20 protein-coding genes are annotated in these 17,992 nt (G+C 72.8%); 8 read left to right on the top strand and 12 right to left on the bottom strand.

Annotation, left to right across the window (positions count from 1 at the left end; genetic code table 11):
* The first annotated feature begins 174 nt into the window (after positions 1 to 174).
* Positions 175 to 1,725: a M1 family metallopeptidase gene (locus ABT041_RS20400; RefSeq protein ID WP_351186326.1), complete on the top strand. Its 1,551-nt coding sequence runs from the start codon at positions 175 to 177 to the stop codon at positions 1,723 to 1,725.
* A gap of 265 nt (positions 1,726 to 1,990) precedes the next feature.
* Here ABT041_RS20400 and ABT041_RS20395 read toward each other — a convergent pair whose 3' ends face one another.
* Together ABT041_RS20395 and ABT041_RS20390 are read right to left on the bottom strand one after the other, a co-directional pair.
* Positions 1,991 to 2,989 (bottom strand): oxygenase MpaB family protein, encoded by a 999-nt coding sequence (locus tag ABT041_RS20395; RefSeq protein ID WP_351186324.1) that lies wholly within the window; start codon positions 2,987 to 2,989, stop codon positions 1,991 to 1,993.
* 96 nt (positions 2,990 to 3,085) lie between these two features.
* Complete coding sequence (locus tag ABT041_RS20390) at positions 3,086 to 3,574, bottom strand: F0F1 ATP synthase subunit B family protein (protein WP_351186322.1); 489 nt, start codon at positions 3,572 to 3,574, stop codon at positions 3,086 to 3,088.
* 169 nt (positions 3,575 to 3,743) lie between these two features.
* Here ABT041_RS20390 and sph point away from each other — a divergent pair, with 169 nt between their 5' ends.
* A complete protein-coding gene (gene sph / locus ABT041_RS20385) occupies positions 3,744 to 4,724 on the top strand; it encodes a sphingomyelin phosphodiesterase (RefSeq protein WP_351186320.1) in 981 nt (326 codons plus the stop codon).
* 18 nt (positions 4,725 to 4,742) lie between these two features.
* On the opposite strand, the gene ABT041_RS20380 is transcribed toward sph, so the two are convergent.
* Entirely contained in the window at positions 4,743 to 5,243 is a 501-nt protein-coding gene (locus ABT041_RS20380; RefSeq protein WP_351186318.1) for a hypothetical protein, read from the bottom strand.
* A 95-nt stretch (positions 5,244 to 5,338) separates the two neighbouring features.
* Positions 5,339 to 5,821 carry a macro domain-containing protein gene (locus tag ABT041_RS20375; protein WP_351186316.1) on the bottom strand — a complete coding sequence of 161 codons (483 nt, stop codon included), beginning with the start codon at positions 5,819 to 5,821 and terminating at the stop codon, positions 5,339 to 5,341.
* Between the two features lie 93 nt (positions 5,822 to 5,914).
* Between ABT041_RS20375 and ABT041_RS20370 the strand changes: the two genes are divergently transcribed.
* From ABT041_RS20370 to ABT041_RS20360, 3 genes are read left to right on the top strand one after another with little or no spacing between them, the layout of a single operon-like run.
* Positions 5,915 to 6,124, top strand: a complete 210-nt coding sequence (locus ABT041_RS20370) for a helix-turn-helix domain-containing protein (RefSeq protein ID WP_030315760.1) — start codon at positions 5,915 to 5,917, stop codon at positions 6,122 to 6,124.
* Positions 6,124 to 6,678 (top strand): Clp protease N-terminal domain-containing protein, encoded by a 555-nt coding sequence (locus ABT041_RS20365; RefSeq protein ID WP_351186313.1) that lies wholly within the window; start codon positions 6,124 to 6,126, stop codon positions 6,676 to 6,678. Before ABT041_RS20370 ends, ABT041_RS20365 begins: the two co-directional genes overlap by 1 nt.
* A gap of 55 nt (positions 6,679 to 6,733) precedes the next feature.
* Positions 6,734 to 7,471, top strand: a complete 738-nt coding sequence (locus ABT041_RS20360; protein WP_351186311.1) for a MerR family transcriptional regulator — start codon at positions 6,734 to 6,736, stop codon at positions 7,469 to 7,471.
* Here ABT041_RS20360 and ABT041_RS20355 read toward each other — a convergent pair.
* From ABT041_RS20355 to ABT041_RS20340, 4 genes are read right to left on the bottom strand one after another with little or no spacing between them, the layout of a single operon-like run.
* Positions 7,458 to 9,632: a 3-hydroxyacyl-CoA dehydrogenase NAD-binding domain-containing protein gene (locus ABT041_RS20355; RefSeq protein WP_351186309.1), complete on the bottom strand. Its 2,175-nt coding sequence runs from the start codon at positions 9,630 to 9,632 to the stop codon at positions 7,458 to 7,460. The two genes, ABT041_RS20360 and ABT041_RS20355, sit on opposite strands and share 14 nt — an antisense overlap.
* A gap of 41 nt (positions 9,633 to 9,673) precedes the next feature.
* Positions 9,674 to 10,888, bottom strand: coding sequence for an acetyl-CoA C-acetyltransferase (locus ABT041_RS20350; RefSeq protein ID WP_351186307.1), 1,215 nt, complete (start codon positions 10,886 to 10,888; stop codon positions 9,674 to 9,676).
* A gap of 44 nt (positions 10,889 to 10,932) precedes the next feature.
* Entirely contained in the window at positions 10,933 to 12,075 is a 1,143-nt protein-coding gene (locus ABT041_RS20345; RefSeq protein WP_351186305.1) for an acyl-CoA dehydrogenase family protein, read from the bottom strand.
* On the bottom strand, positions 12,072 to 13,217 hold the full coding sequence (locus ABT041_RS20340) for a CaiB/BaiF CoA transferase family protein (protein WP_351186303.1): 1,146 nt from the start codon (positions 13,215 to 13,217) through the stop codon (positions 12,072 to 12,074). Before ABT041_RS20340 ends, ABT041_RS20345 begins: the two co-directional genes overlap by 4 nt.
* 181 nt (positions 13,218 to 13,398) lie before the next feature.
* Here ABT041_RS20340 and ABT041_RS20335 point away from each other — a divergent pair, with 181 nt between their 5' ends.
* Positions 13,399 to 14,604 carry a saccharopine dehydrogenase family protein gene (locus ABT041_RS20335; RefSeq protein WP_502976546.1) on the top strand — a complete coding sequence of 402 codons (1,206 nt, stop codon included), beginning with the start codon at positions 13,399 to 13,401 and terminating at the stop codon, positions 14,602 to 14,604.
* Between the two features lie 81 nt (positions 14,605 to 14,685).
* Positions 14,686 to 15,108 carry a hypothetical protein gene (locus ABT041_RS20330; RefSeq protein ID WP_351186299.1) on the top strand — a complete coding sequence of 141 codons (423 nt, stop codon included), beginning with the start codon at positions 14,686 to 14,688 and terminating at the stop codon, positions 15,106 to 15,108.
* Between the two features lie 49 nt (positions 15,109 to 15,157).
* Here ABT041_RS20330 and ABT041_RS20325 read toward each other — a convergent pair whose 3' ends face one another.
* Genes ABT041_RS20325 through ABT041_RS20315 form a run of 3 tightly spaced genes read right to left on the bottom strand, consistent with a single transcriptional unit; the run spans position 15,158 to position 16,405 of the window.
* Positions 15,158 to 15,529 carry a VOC family protein gene (locus ABT041_RS20325; protein WP_351186297.1) on the bottom strand — a complete coding sequence of 124 codons (372 nt, stop codon included), beginning with the start codon at positions 15,527 to 15,529 and terminating at the stop codon, positions 15,158 to 15,160.
* On the bottom strand, positions 15,526 to 15,660 hold the full coding sequence (gene mmpA / locus ABT041_RS20320; protein ID WP_351186295.1) for a morphogenic membrane protein MmpA: 135 nt from the start codon (positions 15,658 to 15,660) through the stop codon (positions 15,526 to 15,528). Before mmpA ends, ABT041_RS20325 begins: the two co-directional genes overlap by 4 nt.
* Positions 15,661 to 15,709: 49 nt before the next feature.
* On the bottom strand, positions 15,710 to 16,405 hold the full coding sequence (locus ABT041_RS20315) for an endonuclease V (RefSeq protein ID WP_351186293.1): 696 nt from the start codon (positions 16,403 to 16,405) through the stop codon (positions 15,710 to 15,712).
* Between the two features lie 163 nt (positions 16,406 to 16,568).
* Here ABT041_RS20315 and ABT041_RS20310 point away from each other — a divergent pair, with 163 nt between their 5' ends.
* Positions 16,569 to 16,868: a YciI family protein gene (locus ABT041_RS20310; protein ID WP_351186291.1), complete on the top strand. Its 300-nt coding sequence runs from the start codon at positions 16,569 to 16,571 to the stop codon at positions 16,866 to 16,868.
* On the opposite strand, the gene ABT041_RS20305 is transcribed toward ABT041_RS20310, so the two are convergent.
* Positions 16,865 to 17,950 carry a WD40/YVTN/BNR-like repeat-containing protein gene (locus tag ABT041_RS20305; protein WP_502976545.1) on the bottom strand — a complete coding sequence of 362 codons (1,086 nt, stop codon included), beginning with the start codon at positions 17,948 to 17,950 and terminating at the stop codon, positions 16,865 to 16,867. The genes ABT041_RS20310 and ABT041_RS20305 overlap by 4 nt on opposite strands.
* Positions 17,951 to 17,992 lie beyond the last annotated feature (42 nt).

Raw genomic sequence — 17,992 nt, 5'->3', positions numbered from 1 at the left:
GCCGGAGGCATTCGACTGCGATCCGTGTGGCGCACGGTACATGTCGGCCGAATGGCGATCGTGTGACAGGGGGTCCTCTGGACGTGACGGTGCGTCGGAGGGCTGAATAGGGTCCGAGCTAAGGACCGACGACCACCCGCGCGTCTTACGTTTCTTATGACTTGGGGAGCACCTGTGCACCGCAGACTCATCGTTCCGAGCGCCCTCGCGGCCTCGCTGCTGCTGGCGATCCCGGCATCGGCCGCCTCCTTCAACCCGGGCGCCCCGGGCATCGGCGACTCCTACTACCCCGCCAGCGGCAACGGCGGCTACGACGTCTCCCATTACGACCTGCGCCTGAAGTACCAGCCGGCCACGGACCTCCTGGAGGGCACGGCGACGATCCTCGCCACCACCACGCAGGACCTGTCCCGCTTCAATCTGGACCTCGGCCTGAAGGTCAGTGAGATCCGGGTGAACGGCCGCGTGGCGAAGTTCGCCACCTCGGGCGACCACGAGCTGGAGGTCACCCCGGCGAGCCCGCTGGCGAAGAACACGCCGATCTCGGTGGTCGTCCGCTACGCGGGCAAGCCCTCCGAGTTCAAGATCGACGGCTGGTCGGCCTGGGCCCGCACCCCGGACGGCGCCGTGGCCGCGCAGGAGCCTGACTCGGCCGTCTGGTGGTTCCCGTCCAACGACCACCCGCTGGACAAGGCGACCTTCGACGTGTCGGTCCTCGTGCCGGACGGCCACCAGGCCATCAGCAACGGCGTGCTGCAGTCGCAGTCCTCGCGGCTCGGCTGGACGCGCTACAACTGGCGCTCCAACAAGCCGCAGGCGACGTACCTGGCGACGCTCGCCGTCGGCAGGTTCGACATCACGACGGACAAGACCGCGAACGGGCTGCCCGTCCTCAACGCCTACAGCAAGGACCTCGGCGACAACGCGGGCGCGGCGCGCGCCTCGATCGAGCGCACGACCGAGGTGGCGGAGTGGCTGGAGTCGGTCTTCGGGCCCTACCCCTTCAACGCCCTCGGCGGCTACGTGCCGAACGTGACCAGCGGCTTCGCCCTGGAGACGCAGACCCGTCCGTTCTACAGCCCGCGGCAGTTCGCCAACGGCGCGAACGTGTCGGTGGTCGTCCACGAGCTGGCGCACCAGTGGTACGGCGACAGCGTGTCCGTCAAGGACTGGAAGGACATCTGGGTCAACGAGGGCTTCGCCCGCTACAGCCAGTGGCTGTGGTCGGAGAAGGAGGGCGAGGGCACGGCCCAGGAGCTGGCGGACTACGTGTACGCCACGCGGGCGGCCGAGGACCCGTTCTGGACGGTGAAGCCGGGTGACCCGGGCGCCGACAACCAGTTCCACATCGCCGTGTACGACCGGGGCGCGCTGGCGCTCCAGGCGCTGCGCAACGAGGTCGGCGACGAGACCTTCTTCGCGATCCTGAAGGGCTGGCCGCAGGAGTTCGCCTACGGCAACGCGCACGTCTCGGACTTCGTGCGGTACGCGGAGCGGATCTCCGGCAGGCCGCTCGCCGGCCTCTTCGACACCTGGCTGTACCAGCCGTCGAAGCCGTCCGCCCCGTCGGCGACGGCGGCGGGCCTGTCCGCCGCCGCGGTGGCGCCGTCGTCCCGCTCCGCCGCGAGGCCGGCGAAGCCCGCGCAGCCGAAGTCGTGGAAGAAGATCGCGGAGACGAACACGATCCACGAGAACGAGACCGCGGGGAACCACACGGGTCACTGATCCGGGCCGCGGGTCAGGGCGCCGGCCCGACTGCGGCCCGCCCCCGCTGCCGTGTGGGCAATCGTCCCGCAGGGCGATGGGGGTCCCCCTGCTCGAGCGAAGCCGAGAGCTTGGGGGGGAGGGTGGGCGCACGGGACGGCGCCCTCCAGCGGCGCCCCCACGTTCCGCGCCTGGACCCGCACCACCGTGCGCCGTCACCAGGGGTGCGGGCTCAGACGCGGGAGCCTCTGGCGCCGGCAGAGGCGCCGTCGCCAGGGGTGCGGGCTCAGACGCGGGAGCCTTTGGCGCCGGCAGAGGCGCCGTCCGTTGTGCCCACCCGTTCCGCTCTGGGGGCACCTCCCGGACGAAGTCTGGGGGAGGAACGCATGCCCACAACGGGCTTCGCGCGGCGGGCGGCCTCGCGGGCTTTGCGGGCCAGGGGGAGGTAGCGCAGGCGCTCCGGGAGGACCGGGACCACGGCCCGCACGACCCGGGCGAACCGGCGCAGGGTGCGCTCCTGGGCGTCCGTCCACTCCAGGCCGATCGCCTCGCGGGCGTCCGGCGGCATCAGGCCCACGGTGAGGAAGGCGCGCAGCCGCAGGAAGGGACGGCGGAGGACGGGCCAGAGGAGCCGGAGGACGAGCCGGAGCGGCAGCGGGCCGCGGTCCGGGGCGGGCAGCGGCAGGTCGGTGTCGAGCAGCTCCCGCACGACGGTGGTGGCCTCGATCTCCTCGGCGAGGACCTTCCGGTAGTACGGCCAGAACTCCTCGATCGTCTGCGGCATGTCCCGGTCGTGGATGCCGAGGATCCGGCCGACCTGGAGCCACTCCGCGTACAGCTGCCGTTCCTGCGCCTCGGTCAGCGGGCGGGCGAGGAGGCGGAGCCCGTGCCGGTAGATCGGGAAGCCGGTCGCGTGCACCCAGGAGTAGTAGGCCGGGGTGAGGGCGTGGTAGCGGCGGCCGTGGGCGTCGGTGCCCTGGATGGTCCGGTGCAGGTCCCGGAGCCGGCGGCCCTCCCTGGCGGCTTCCTCGCCGCCGTAGATCCACAGCTGGAGCGAGCGAAGGGAGCGCTCGCCGCGCCCCCAGGGGTCCGTACGGAAGACGGAGTGGTCGTCGACGCCGGCGCCGATCGCGGGGTGGGCGACCTGGAGGGTGAGGGCGGCGGGCAGCATGAGGAGCGCCCGGACGTCCCCCGCGACGCTCCACAGCACTCCGCCGACGGGCGGGGGCACGGGGTCGTGACCGGCCGGGGCCCGGTCGAGCGGCTTCACACGGTCCATGGCCATCGCCTTCTCCTCCTCTGTCCAGGCTGCACCCATGACGAAGGGGCCGTCACCCGGGCGCTGCGGCCCGGGTGACGGCCCCTTCCGGGGAGTACGGGGTCAGGCGCGGTCCGCGCCGACCGGCTCGCCGACGATGCGGGCGGCGAGGGCGTGGGCCCAGGCGTCGACGTCGGCGTTGAGCTCGCGCTCGGCGGCCGCGCGCTCCTCGGCGATCTTGGCGGTGCCGGCGGCGAGGATCGCGTCGCGCTCGGCCTGGCCCTCGGCGCGGGCGGCGGCGATGGCGGCCGAGCCCTCCTCGGTGGCCTGGGAGCGGATGCGCGCGGCCTCGTGGCGGGCCTCGGCGAGCTCCGCCTCGTACTGCTCGCGGATGGCGGTGGCCTCGGAGCGCAGGTCGTCGGCGCGCCCGGTGCCGCCCTCGATGGCGTCGTCGCGCTGGTCGAGGGTGCGCTTGATCTTCGGAAGGATGCCCTTCGCCAGGATCAGGAAGGTGAGCCCGAACAACACCAGACCGAGGATGAGCTCGGCCCAGACGGGGTTGAGCGGACCGAGGTCCATCTTGAAGACAGTGGAGTTCGTCGCGAGGGTCATGCGCGCATTCTACCTGCTCCAAAAAGTGACAAATCAGACACCGGCCAGAGAGTTGGCGTGATCTTGCGAGCTCGGCAAGATTCCCGGCACCCAGAGGCTACCGGAAGGTAACCACGGCTGATTGTATGTGCGCGCCAGCCCAACCCCCCACGTACTCACGGGAGTTCACGTGTCGTTCGCCGCGCTCCGCCGCGCCCCCGGCGCCGCCCTTTCGCTCGCGCTCGCCGCCGCCACCCTGGCGACGTCCGCCCCGGCCGCGTCCGCCGCCGCCACGGAGGCCCCGCGCCTGAAGGTGCTCACGTACAACACGTTCCTGTTCTCCAAGACCCTGTACCCGAACTGGGGCCAGGACCACCGGGCCAAGGCGATCCCCGCCGCCTCCTTCTTCCAGGGGCAGGACGTCGTGGTGCTCCAGGAGACCTTCGACAACTCCGCCTCGGACGCCCTCAAGGCGAACGCCGCCGCGCAGTACCCGTACCAGACGCCCGTCGTGGGCCGCAGCAAGACGGGCTGGGACGCCACCGGCGGGGCCTACTCCTCGACCACGCCCGAGGACGGAGGGGTGACGATCCTCAGCAAGTGGCCGATCGTCCGCAAGGAGCAGTACGTCTACAAGGACGCCTGCGGCGCCGACTGGTACTCGAACAAGGGCTTCGCCTACACGGTGCTGGACGTGAACGGCACCCGCGTGCACGTCGTCGGCACGCACGCGCAGTCCACCGACCCCGGCTGCTCGGCGGGCGAGGCGGCGCAGATGCGCAGCCGGCAGTTCAAGACGATCGACGCCTTCCTCGACGCCAAGAACATCCCGGCGAACGAGCAGGTCATCGTCGCCGGTGACATGAACGTCGACTCGCGCACCCCCGAGTACGGCACGATGCTCGCCGACGCGGACCTGGCGCCGGCCGACGCCCGCACCGGTCACCCGTACTCCTTCGACACCGAGCTGAACTCGATCGCGTCCTACCGCTACCCGGACGACCCGCGCGAGGACCTCGACTACGTCCTCTACCGCTCCGGGAACGCCCGGCCCGCCGGCTGGACCAACAACGTGGTCCTGGAGCAGAGCGCGCCGTGGACGGTGTCCAGCTGGGGCACGCAGTACACGTACACCAACCTCTCCGACCACTACCCCGTGACGGCGTACTGACCCGGGCCCCGGACCGCGTCAGTACCCGTAGCCGCCGAAGACGCCGTAGAGCCAGACGCCGAGCACTCCGGCGACGCAGAGCAGGACGAAGAAGGAACCCGGACTCGTGTGCCGCTCCCTGCGGGGCGGCCGGGCGGGGCGGTCGGCGCGGGCCGTCCGCCCCTTCCTCTCCTCCCTCCGCCCCCGGCCCGTCTTCCCGCCCCCGCTCTCCTCCCGCACCGGCTCGGCGGCCGCGGCGACATCGGCGAGCAGCCGGCGGCAGACGGTCGCGAGCTCCGACGTCCCCGCCGTCAGGTCGACGACCACCTCCGTACGGGCCGGGGCGGTCGTCCCGCCGTCCAGGATCCGCCCGGCGCGCAGCAGCGCCCGGTCCTTGCCCCCGGTCGGGGCGAGGCTGATCCAGCGCCGCACGTGCTCGCCCCGGATCACCACACCGCCGCCCCGCTCCCGGTAGACGGTGTGCTCCCGCCACAGGACTCCGGCCAACTCGGCGGCCGTCTCCCTGAGTTGCGCGTACATCTCTCTCCCCTGTGTTCCTGTGCCCCCGATGCGAACAGCCGCCGACTCTAGCCCGCCCGCTCGAAAGCCCGTGCGACGCCCCGCCCCCACGCCCGTTACCCGCCGAAGTCGTACACGGTGACCGGTATCCCCCGCGCCGCCAGCCGCTCCCGGACCAGCGGCTCCACCCGGTCCCAGGTGCCGCCGGCGAGCCCGCAGCCGATCCGGGGCATGTGGACCGAGGCCCCGAGCTCGACGGCCTTGTCCGCCAGCAGCCCGAGGGCCGCGTCGATCGCCTCGTACCGCACGGGGACGCCGCTGCTCCGACCGGTGCGTATCCCCCGCTGGCCCACCAGGTTCGCCACCCAGAGGTACGGGGAGACCTGGACGAACTGGGCCGCGCCGAGCCCGAAGTCGTTGCCCGCCCGCTCCCGGTGCCAGCGCCGGAAGGCCGCCTCGGGCTCCGGCCAGCGCCGCGAGACGGCCAGCACGAAGCCCTTCCCCCAGCCGCCCAGGTCGTTGCAGACATGGGCGATGATCCGGACGCCCTTCCCCCGCGGCGCGGTGGCGTCCCCTCGTACGTATTCGATCACGGTCATGGGGTCACCGTAGGACGCGGCACCGACAGTGCCGTGGCGTGCGGAACGTCAACCAGGGTTGACGCGCGAGGCGTGTCAACCTACATTGACAACATGACCGATGCGACCGATCTCGCCGCACGGGCCGGCGACCGCGACCCCCGGGTCGGGCTGCGGGCCGTCTCCGCCCTGCGGCGACTGCTCGAACAGCTGGAGGCCGTCCAGGTGCGCAGCGCGCGCAACCAGGGATGGTCGTGGCAGGAGATCGCCACCGAGCTGGGTGTCAGCCGGCAGGCAGTCCACAAGAAGTACGGGAGGCAGTGATGTTCGAACGGTTCACGAAGGCCGCGCGTGCCACGGTGAAGGGGGCGGCCGCGCACGCGGAGCGCGGCGGCGCCGCCGTCGTCACCCCGGAGCACCTCCTCCTGGCCCTGCTCGACCGCGAGGACAGCCGCGCGGCGGCGGTGCTCGGGCGGCTGTGCCCGCCGGAGCGGCGCCCGTCCCTGCTCTCCGCACTCGCCGAGGCGCGCCGCCGGGCCGGACTGTCCCGGGCGGACGCGGAGGCGCTGGCCGGCCTCGGCATCGACGTCGGCGCGATCGTCGAACGCGTCGAGGAGACCCACGGCGCGGGCGCGCTGACCGGCGACCGCAAGGACGGCGGGTGGTGGTCGGGCCGGCTCAGCTTCTCCCGCGAGGCGAAGACCGTCCTGGAGAAGTCGCTCCGCGTGGCCCTGGCCCGCAAGGACCGGGAGATCGGCGACGAGCACCTCCTCCTGGCCCTCACCACCCTCGGCGGCGTCGTCGCCGAGGCGCTGGCCGACCACGGCGTCACCTTCGCCTCGGTCGACACGGCCCTGTCCTCGCCCGCCCCCCTCTGATCCGGTCTCCCCCAGGTCTTTTACAGCGCTGGTGAGACAGCAATACTGTTGAACCATGGAGGACGTGAGCGACGACGACCTGGTGCCCGGCTACACCGTGGACGAGCTGGCCGCACGGGCCGGGGTCACCGTGCGGACCGTGCGGTTCTACGGGACCCGGGGGCTGCTGCCGCCGCCCGTCATCGGGCCGCGGCGGGTCGGGCGGTACGGCGCCGACCATCTCTCGCGGCTCGCGCTCATCGAGGAGTTGCAGCGGCAGGGGATGACGCTGGCCGCGATCGAGCGCTATCTGGAGCAGCTGCCGCCCGACCTCAGCGCGCAGGACCTGGCGATCCACCGGGCCCTCGTCGCCTCCTGGGCGCCCGAGTCCGCCGAGACCATCACCCGGCGCGAGCTGGAGCGGCGGGCCGGGCGGGCGCTGACCGAGCGGGACGTGGACCGGCTCGCCGCGATGGGGGTGCTCGACCGGACCGAGGAGGCCGATACGTACCGGCTCGACGGGGCGCTGCTGCGGCTCGGGGTCGAACTGCTCGACGTGCCCATCGAGCACGAGACCATCCTCGCCTCCCGGACCGTGCTCCTGGAGCACGCGCGCGCGGCCGCCCAGGAGCTCTCCCGGCTCTTCCGGGACGAGGTGTGGAGCCCGTACCGGGAGAGCGGGGAGGACCCGGACCACCTGAGCGCGATGAAGTCGCTCTCGGCGCACATGCAGCCGATGGTGGTCCAGGCCCTCCTCACCGCTTTTCAGCGCTCGCTGAGCGAGGAGCTGAGGACCGCCTTCAGGAGTCGGTGAAGGTCTCGCCCCGGTCCGCCTTCTCCACCAGGAGGGCCGGCGGCTCGAACCGCTCGCCGTACGTCCGCGCCAGCTCGCGCGCCCGGGCGACGAAGCCGGCGACCCCGCCCTCGTACCCGTTGACGTACTGCAGGATGCCGCCGGTCCAGGCCGGGAAGCCGATGCCCATGATGGAGCCGATGTTGGCGTCGGCGACCGAGGTCAGGACGCCCTCCTCCAGGAGCCGGACGGTGTCCAGGGCCTCGGAGAACAGCATCCGCTCCTGCATGTCGCGGAACGGGATCTCGTACCCCGGCTTCGCGAAGTGCTCGCGCAGGCCCGGCCACAGCTTGCCGCGACTGCCGTCCTCGCCGTACTCGTAGAAGCCCGCGCCGCCGCTGCGCCCCGGGCGCCCGAACTCGTCGACCATGCGGTCGATGACGGCCTCGCCCGGGTGCGTGACCCAGGTCCCGCCGGCCTCCTCGACCGCCCGCCGGGTCTCGTTGCGGATCTTGCGGGGCAGGGTGAGGGTCAGCTCGTCCATGAGGGAGAGGACCTTCGCCGGGTAGCCGGCCTGGGCGGCGGCCTGCTCGATCGAGGCGGGCTCGATACCCTCGCCGACCATGGCGACGCCCTCGTTGATGAAGTGGCCGATCACCCGTGAGGTGAAGAAGCCGCGCGAGTCGTTGACGACGATCGGCGTCTTGTTGATCTGGCGGACCAGGTCGAACGCGCGGGCCAGGGCCTCGTCGCCGGTCCGCTCGCCCTTGATGATCTCGACGAGCGGCATCTTGTCGACCGGCGAGAAGAAGTGCAGTCCGATGAAGTCGGTCTGGCGCTCGACGCCCTCGGCGAGGACGGAGATGGGGAGGGTGGAGGTGTTGGAGCAGAGGAGGGCGTCGGGGGCGACGACGTTCTCGATCTCCTGGAAGACCTTGTGCTTGAGCGCCGTGTCCTCGAAGACCGCCTCGATGACCGCGTCGCAGCCGGCCAGGTCCGCCACGTCGGCGGTGGGCGTGATGCGGGCGAGGAGGGCGTCGGCCTTCTCCTGGGTCGTACGGCCCCGGGAGACCGCCTTGGCGCAGAGCTTCTCGGAGTACGCCTTGCCCTTCGCGGCCGACTCGGCGGAGACGTCCTTGAGGACGACCTCGATGCCGGCGCGGGCGCAGGAGTACGCGATGCCGGCGCCCATCATGCCGGCGCCGAGCACGGCGACCTTGCGGACCTGCCGCTTCTCCACGTCCTTCGGGCGGCTCGCGCCCGAGTTCACCGCCTGGAGGTCGAAGAAGAACGCCTGGATCATGTTCTTCGCGGTCTGGCCGATGACCAGCTCGGTGAAGTAGCGGCTCTCGATGGTCAGGGCGGTCTCGAAGTCGACCTGGGAGCCCTCGACCGCGGCGGCCATGATGGCCTTCGGCGCCGGGTAGGGCGCGCCGTTCAGCTGCTTGCGCAGGTTGGCCGGGAAGGCGGGGAGGTTGGCGGCGAACTTCGGGTTCGACGGGGTGCCGCCGGGGATGCGGTGGCCGGGGACGTCCCAGGGCTGGTGGGACTCCGGGTGCGCGTCGATGAAGGCGATGGCCTTGGCCATCATCTCCTCGGCGGTGGCGGCCACCTCGTGGACGAGGCCGTTGTCCAGGGCGCGCTTCGGGGCGTACTGGGTGCCCTGGAGCAGCACCTTGAGGAGGGCGTCGGTGATGCCCATGAGGCGCACGGTGCGGGCGACGCCGCCGCCGCCCGGCAGCAGGCCCAGGGTGACCTCGGGCAGGCCGATCTTGGAGCCGGGCGCGTCGAGGGCGACGCGGTGGTGGGAGGCGAGGGCGATCTCGTAGCCGCCGCCGAGCGCGGCGCCGTTGATCGCGGCGACGACCGGCTTGCCGAGGGTCTCGATGCGGCGCAGCGCGTTCTTGATCTCGATGGCGGAGTCGAAGATGTCCTGGGCGTGCTCGGGGCCCGCCTTGATCATGTCCTTGAGGTCGCCGCCGGCGAAGAAGGTCTTCTTCGCGGAGGTGTAGATGATGCCGCGGATGGAGTCCTTCTCGGCCTCCACGCGGTCGGCGATCGCCTTGATCGAGGCCCGGAAGGCCTGGTTCATGGTGTTGGCGGACTGGTTGGGGTCGTCGAGGACGAGGGTGACGATCCCGGTCTCGTCCTGCTCCCAGCGAATGGTGGTGCTCTCGCTCATGACTGCTGCTTCTCCGTGGGTGAGGGGTGCGGACGGGACGGTCAGACGCGCTCGACGACGGTGGCGATGCCCATGCCGCCGCCCACGCAGAGGGTGGCGAGGCCGTAGCGCTTGTCCTGGCGCTCCAGCTCGTCGACGAGGGTGCCGAGGATCATCGCGCCGGTGGCGCCGAGCGGGTGGCCGAGCGCGATGGCGCCGCCGTTGACGTTGACCTTGTCCAGGGAGATGCCCATGTCCTTGACGAAGCGCAGGACGACGGCCGCGAAGGCCTCGTTGATCTCGACGAGGTCGATGTCGTCGATGGTGAGTCCGGCCTTGGCGAGCGCCTTGCGGGTGGCCGGGGCGGGGCCGGTGAGCATGATGGTCGGCTCGGAGCCGGAGACGGCCGCGGAGACGATCCGGGCGCGCGGCGTGAGCCCGTACCGCTCGCCGACCTCCTTGGAGCCGATGGCGACGAGGGAGGCGCCGTCGACGATGCCGGAGGAGTTGCCCGCGTGGTGGACGTGGTCGATCTCCTCGACCCAGTGGTACTTCTGCAGGGCGACCGCGTCGAAGCCGCCGAGCTCGCCGATGTCCTTGAAGGAGGGCTTGAGGCGGGCGAGGGTGTCGGCGGTGGTGCCGGGGCGCAGGAACTCGTCGTGGTCGAGGACGGTGAGTCCGGCGCGGTCCTTGACGGGGACGATCGAGCGGGCGAAGCGGCCGTCCTTGACGGCGGCGGCGGCGCGCTCCTGGGAGAGGGCGGCGTACTCGTCGACGTCGCGGCGGCTGAAGCCCTCGATGGTGGCGATGAGGTCGGCGCCGATGCCCTGGGGGACGAAGTTCGTCGCCATGTTCGTCATCGGGTCGGCGAACCAGGCACCGCCGTCGGAGGCCATCGGGACGCGCGACATGGACTCGACGCCGCCGGCGAGGACCAGGTCCTCCCAGCCGGAGCGGATCTTCATCGCGGCCATGTTGACCGCTTCGAGGCCGGAGGCGCAGAAGCGGTTCTCCTGGACGCCGGCGACGGTGTCGGGGAGTCCGGCGGCGATGGCGGCGATCCGGGCGATGTCCGAGCCCTGGTCGCCGACCGGGCCGACGACGCCGAGGACGATGTCGTCGATGGCGGCCGGGTCGAGTCCGGGGTGGCGGGCCTGGATCTCCCGGATGAGACCGACGACCAGGTCGATGGGCTTGGTGCCGTGCAGGGAGCCGTTTGCCTTGCCGCGTCCGCGCGGGGTGCGGATCGCGTCGTACACGTACGCTTCGGTGCTCACGGGAAGCCTTTCGCGATGAGGGGTCTTCGAGGGGTGCGGGGGGGTCAGCCGAGGAGGGAGCGGCCGATGATCTCCTTCATGATCTCGGTCGTACCGCCGTAGATGGTCTGGATCCGGCCGTCGGTGAAGGCACGCGCGACGGGGAATTCGCTCATGTAGCCGTATCCGCCGTGCAGTTGCAGGCAGCGGTCGGCGACCCGCTTCTGCAGCTCGGTCGCCCACCACTTGGCCATGGAGGCGTGGACGGCGTCGAGGGCCCCGGCCGCGTGCTCCTCGATGCAGCGGTCGACGAAGGTCCGGGTGACGGCGCACTCGGTGGCCATCTCGGCGATCTCGAAGCGGATGTGCTGGAGCCGGGAGAGCGGACGGCCGAAGGCCTCGCGCTCCTTGACGTACGTGGTGGTGAGCTCCAGGAGGTGCTCGGCCCCGGCGATGCCGGCGACGGCGATGGCCAGGCGCTCCTGGGCGAGGTTGGTCATGAGGTGGATGAAGGCGCCGTTGAGCTCGCCGAGCAGGTTCTCCTTCGGGACGCGGACGTCGGTGAAGAAGAGTTCGGCGGTGTCCTGCGACTTCTGGCCGATCTTGTCGAGGTTCCGGCCGCGCTCGAAGCCCTCCGCGCCGCGCTCCACGACGAGGAGGGAGAGGCCGTGGGCGCCGCCCTCGGGGGTGGTCTTGGCGACGACGACCACGAGGTCGGCGAGGATGCCGTTGGAGATGAAGGTCTTGGAGCCGTTGAGGATCCAGTGGTCGCCGTGGTCCTCGGCGGTGGTGCGGATGCCCTGGAGGTCGGAGCCGGCGCCGGGTTCCGTCATGGCGATGGCGGTGATGATCTCGCCCGAGCAGAAGCCGGGCAGCCAGCGCCGCTTCTGCTCCTCGGTGGCGAGCGAGGTCAGGTACGGGCCGATGATGTCGTTGTGCAGGCCGATGGCGAGCCCGGGGGCGCCCGCGCGGGTGAACTCCTCGGCGAGGACGGCGCCGTAGCGGAAGTCGGGGTTCCCGCCGCCTCCGTACTCCTCGTCGACGGCGAGCCCGAGGAGGCCCTGCCGTCCGGCGGCGAGCCAGACCTCGCGGGAGACGATGCCGTCCTTCTCCCACTGCGCGTAGTGCGGCAGCACCTCCTTCTCCAGGAAGGTGCGCACCGTCGCGCGGAAGGCCTCGTGGTCCTCGGTGTAGAGCTGACGCTTCATGCTTCGGGCTCCTGGGTCTTCAGGCTGGGTACGGACCAGTCGCGGGCGACCTCTGCGGTGTCGGCACCGGGCAGGGCGGGGCCCGTGCGGAGGGTGCCGGGGGTGACGGAGAAGCGGGGTGCGGGGGCGGGCTGGGCGGTCCCGTCCCGCTCGGTGAAGGTGCCGCGGGCGGCGAGGTGCGGATGGGAGGGTGCCTCGCGGAGGGAGAGGACCGGGGCGACGCAGGCGTCCGTGCCCGCGAAGACGGCCGTCCACTCCTCGCGGGTACGGCTCCGGAAGCGGTCGGCGACGGCCGCGCGCAGCTCGGGCCAGCGGGCGAGGTCGCGGCGGGCGGGGGCGAGGTCCTCGACGCCGAGGAGGCGGACGAACTCCGCGTAGAACTGCTCCTCAAGGGCCCCGACCGCCATGTGGCCGCCGTCGGAGGTCTCGTACACGCCGTAGAAGGGGCAGCCGCCGTCGAGCAGGTTCACGCCGCGCCGGTCCTGCCAGCCGCCGGCCGCGAGCATGCCGTGGATCATGGTGGTGAGGTGGGCGGTGCCGTCGACGATGGCGGCGTCGACGACCTGGCCCTCGCCGCGCGTCCGGGCGTGCTGGAGGGCGGCGAGGACGCCGATGACGAGGTAGAGGGAGCCTCCCGCGTAGTCGCCGACGAGGTTGGCGGGGATCGTCGGCGGGCCGTCCGGGTCGGGGCCGATCATGCCGAGGGCGCCGGTGATCGCGATGTACCCGATGTCGTGTCCCGCGGTGGGGGCGAGCGGGCCGTCCTGGCCCCAGCCGGTCATCCGGCCGTAGACGAGGCGCGGGTTGCGGGCGAGGCAGGCCTCGGGGCCGACGCCGAGGCGCTCGGCGACGCCGGGCCGGTAGCCCTCGACGAGGATGTCGGCCCGCTCGACGAGGTCGAGCACGGTGGCGGGGCCGTCCTCGGCCTTGAGGTCGACGAGGACGGAGCGCTTGTTGCGGTTGGTGAGGTCGCGGGCGGGGTCGATGCCGAGGCCGGCGCCGCCGGGGCGGTCGACGCGGACGACGTCGGCGCCGAGGTCGGCGAGGAGCATGGCGGCGAAGGGGCCGGGGCCGATCCCGGCGAGTTCGACCACGCGCACGCCCGTCAGCGGGCCGTTGCGGGCGGTGTGCGTCGTGCTCATCGAGCCCCCAGGAGTGTGTGACACCAATGATGTAACACCGGAGATGCTAGGAACGGGTTCCACTCGGCACAAGCCCCCCGGCCGAGCAAGCGCTTGGAAAATGTGCGGGGCCGGACTTCCGCTATCCTCCGCCGACGACAACCGCGCGCGGCGGCGCGGTACGGCCGAGACGAGGGTCTTGATGGAGACAGGGGCGGGCGTGGGACGCGAGACCGGAGCCAGACCGTACGACGTGGTGCTTTTCGGGGCGACGGGCTTCGTGGGCGAGCTCACCGCGGAGTACCTGGCCGAGCACGCCCCGACGGAGTGCCGCTGGGCGCTCGCCGGGCGCAGCCTCGGCAAGCTGGAGGCGCTGCGGGAGCGGCTCGCCGCGGGCCGGCCGCACCTCGCCGCCCTTCCGCTGGTCGTCGCGGACTCGGCCGATCCCGGCTCCCTGCGCGAACTCGCCGAATCCGCGCGGGTGGTGGCCACGACCGTGGGCCCGTACGTCTGGTACGGCGAGCCACTGGTCGCGGCCTGCGCGGAGGCGGGCACGGACTATCTGGACCTGACGGGCGAGTCCGAGTTCGTGGACCTCATGTTCGTACGGCACGACGCGCGGGCCCGGGAGACCGGCGCCCGGATCGTGCACGCCTGCGGCTTCGACTCCGTCCCGCACGACCTGGGCGTCCACTTCACGGTCCGGCAGCTGCCGGAGGGCGTGCCGCTGCGCGTCGACGGCTTCGTGCGGGCCGGGGCCGCGTTCTCCGGCGGCACCTTCGCCTCGGCGCTGACCGCGTTCGGCCGGGGCCGGCAGATCCTGCGGGCCGCGCACGAACGGCGCCTGCACGAACCGCGCCTGGTGGGCCGCCGGGCCCGCGCGCCGCTCGGCGGACCCCGGTTCAGCCGGGAGACGGGCACGTGGGCGCTGCCGCTGCCGACGCTCGACCCGCAGGTCGTGGCCCGCTCGGCCGCGACCCTCGAACGGTACGGGCCGGACTTCCGCTACCGGCACTACGCCTCCGTGAAGACCCTCCCGATGGCCCTCGGGGGCGCCGCGGTCGTCGGCGCGGGCGTCGCGGCGGCCCAACTACCGCCCGTGCGCTCCTGGCTGATGGGCCGCTACTCCTCGGGCCGGGGGCCGTCGGCCGAGCGGCGCGCCCGCAGCTGGTTCTCGGTCCGGTTCGTGGGCGAGGGCGGCGGGCGGCGGGTCTTCACCGAGGTCTCGGGCGGCGACCCGGGCTACGACGAGACGGCGAAAATGCTCGCCGAGTCGGCCCTCTGCCTCGCCTTCGACCCCCTGCCGAAGACCGCGGGCCAGGTGACGACGGCGGCGGCGATGGGCGACGCCCTGACGACCCGCCTCCAGTCGGCGGGCATCCGCTTCCGGGTGGCGCACCGGGGCTGAACGGCGCCCGTGCCGGGCCGCGTTGTCGTACCCCGCCCCTAGGCTTCGCCTCGAACGGAAGAGCGACTGAGAGGCAGGACAGTGGGCGGGGACAGCTGGTGGCAGACGGGACCGTACGACAGCGACCCGGCGGTCGCGTTCCGCCGGGCGCAGGAGGCGGAACTGGCCAAGGACGACCGCGGCTTTCCGGGCCGCACCGTCGCGGAGCTGTGGGAGAGCGAGGACTGGGCCGAGTTCATCTTCACCGGTGGCACGGGCACCGTCCTGGACCAGATCCACACGGTCGACGCGACGGAGCCCGAGCGCGGCCCCTACATGCGCCCGGTGACGGAGGAGGAGCTGCGCGCCTGGTGCCCGCACGGCAAGCCGACGTCGGCGGAGTGGCGGGCGGCCCTGCGCGCCGACCACGAACTCTTCCCCCGCCGCGGCCTCGGCCGCTGCACGGTCCTGTACGCGGACGGTGAGCCGTCGGAGATCGGCTACTGGGGGGTCACGGCGGACTAGCCTGTGGCCCCCGTGGTGGCTCCGTCCCCTCGCAGGCGGCCCCCTGCGGTCAGGGTCGTACGAGCCGGAAGGGGTGGCCGGCCGGGTCCGCGTAGACGCGCCACAGGGCGTCGCCGGTCTCCCCGTCGAGCGGTACGGCTCCGAGGGCGACGACGGCCTCGTGCGCGGCGGCCAGGTCGTCGACCCGCACGTCGAGGAGGAACTGCTGCTCGGGCGCGCCCCAGACGGGCGGGCGGTGGTCGGCGACGCCCTGGAAGGCGAGGACCGGGCCGTCCGCGCCGCGCAGGACGGCGGCGCCTTCGCCGACGGCCCAGCGGGGATCGGGGCTTCCGACCTCTCCGCCGATCAACTGCCGGTAGAAATCTGCCAGTTCACGAGCGTCGGGGCAGTCGAGGACGACGCACCGCAGCCGCCCGATCACCCGAGCGTCCAGGTGGTGAGGACGTACAGGATGGCGCAGGTCCAGGCCAGGGCGAGGGCGCCGGCGGCGGCGAGGACCAGAGTCAGGCCGCGCCCGGTCGAACGCGGCGGAACGGAAAGGGGAGTTGTCATGGGCCCCACTCTGCCGGGCCGGGCGGCGGACCGGAATCCGTACGCGTACTCAGACGGAACCGAGTGCCTCCGCGAGGGCCCGCCGGCAGAGCGAGTCGGCGTGCCGCGTGGTCTCCGGGATCCGGAACCGCGGGGCGAGGTGGAGGGTGTGGGCGCAGGCGTTGGCCAGGGAGACGCGGTGGCCGACCGACACGAACACCGGCTTCACCCCCGCCTGGGTGCGCAGGGCCCGGCCCACCTCCTCGCCCTCGGCAAGGAGCGGGGACGCGTCGCCCCGGGCGGTGCCGGGCTGCTCGTACGTGAAGGTGAAGGGGTTCTTGGCGACGCCGATGGACGCTCGTCCGGTGAGCACCCCGAGGTGGCTGGCGAGGCCGAAGCGGCGGGGGTGGGCGAGGCCGTAGCCGTCGCAGACGAGGAGGCCCGGGTCGGCGGTCAGGGCGTCCAGGGCGGCGAGCACGGTCGGGATCTCGCGGAAGGCGAGGAGCCCGGGGACGTAGGGGAAGGAGACCCGGCCGACCGCCGTGGCCTCCTCCACCACGTCCAGGGTCCGCGCGTCGAGGACGACGGCCGCGGCGGCGACGAGGTCCCGCTCGTCGTCATAGGCCACGTCGAGACCGGTGACGTGACCCTCGCCGACGACCGGCCCCTCCTCGTCGCGCACGAGCCGGCCGCGCAGCTCCCGCTGGACGGCCAGGGCGGCGTCCTCGTCGGCGGGCCAGCCCGCCGGAATGTCGATGATCTTCATGATGCGGGCCACCCTACGACGGGGGCCGCGCCGGGTCGGTGCGCGGCGCAGGTCATGGGAGCAGTCCCGTTCGCGGTCGCCCGGCCCGCGGCTGGCCCGGTGGACCGTACGCGGGACCGGCCCTACGCCGAACGGTCGCCGGGGCACGGGTAGCCTGGCGATCATGTTCGTACTCGAATTGACCTACACCGCGCCCGTCGAGCGGGTGGACGCGCTGCTCGACGCGCACGTCGAGTGGCTGGACGCGCAGTACGCCGAGGGCGTGTTCCTGGCGTCGGGGCGGAAGAACCCGCGGGACGGCGGGGTGATCCTGGCCGCCGGGGTCGACCGCGCGGAGATCGAGAGGATCGCGGCGGCCGACCCGTTCAGCGTCGGGGGCGTGTGCGCGTACCGGATCACGGAGTTCTACGCGACCAAGACGGCCGACGGGATCGCCGCGTACCGGGAGCAGCTCCCCTCCTAGTCCTCGACGGCCAGCCTGGCGATGCGGCCCTTCTCGCCCGAGGCCCAGCAGGAGCCGTCCGGGGTGCAGTCGACGGTGTCGTACGAGCCGGTGTCGACCGTGCGCCAGGTGCGGCCGCCGTCCGTGGTGAGGTCGGTGCCGGTCGGGCCGACGGCGAGCGCGGCGGTCCTGCTGTGCGGGAGCCAGGCGACGCCGGAGCGGTAGGCGGGCGGCGGGGTGGCGGCGGGGAGCCAGGTGCGGCCGCCGTCGGTGGAGACCGCGCCGGCCCGCGGGGACGGCTGGTCCGGGCGGTAGTCGCCGCCGACGGCGATGCCGTGGGTGCGGTCGCGGAAGGCGAGTCCGAAGACGCCGCGGGCCGGGTCGCCGGCCGGGATCGGTGTCTCCGTGGCGGTCCAGGTCAGCCCGCGGTCCGCGGAGTGGAGGACGCGCGCGGTGGCGCCGCCGCCCGTCGCGAGCCACGCGTCGTGGGGTCCGGCCGACACGAGGCACTGGCCGCTCGCGGCGAAGCCCGCCTCGCCGGGCAGGGCGTCGGGCATACCGGCACTGGGCAGGACCTGCCAGGAGCGGCCGCCGTCGCGGGTGGAGAGGATGCGGTACTTGCCGTCGACGGGGTCGCTCATGGCGAGTCCGTGCCGGTGGTCGAAGAAGGTCATGCAGTCGTAGAAGGCGCGCGGGTCGGTGTTGCGGAAGGACTCGGTCCAGGTGGCGCCGCCGTCCTCCGTGCGCAGCACGCGGGAGGCCTCGCCCTCCCCGATGGCGAGGACGACGGCCCGGCGGGCGTCGAAGGCCTCGACATCGCGGAACTGCAGGTCGCCCGCACCCGGCGGCGAGACGTTTCGCCAGCTCCGGCCGCCGTCGGTGGTGCGCAGCACCGTGCCCTTCGAGCCCGCGGCCCACGCGGTCCTGCGGTCGACCGGCGCGAGGCCTCGGAAGCGGGCGTCGGTGCCGGTCGGTGTGAGCTGCCAGCCGGCCGCTGCCGTGGGGGTCTCCCCGGCCCGCGCCGGGGCGGCCAGGGTCAGCGCGAGCGCCGCCCCGATCAGCCCCACCGACATCATTCGTCTCGTCTTCCCCATGGACGTCATGGCGCCGGAAGCTAGTGCCCCGGCCCTCTCCCCGTCCAGGGT

Source organism: Streptomyces sp. NPDC002825, from assembly GCF_040295385.1.
Lineage (GTDB): Bacteria > Actinomycetota > Actinomycetes > Streptomycetales > Streptomycetaceae > Streptomyces.
This window is presented reverse-complemented; position numbering and strand designations above follow the sequence as displayed.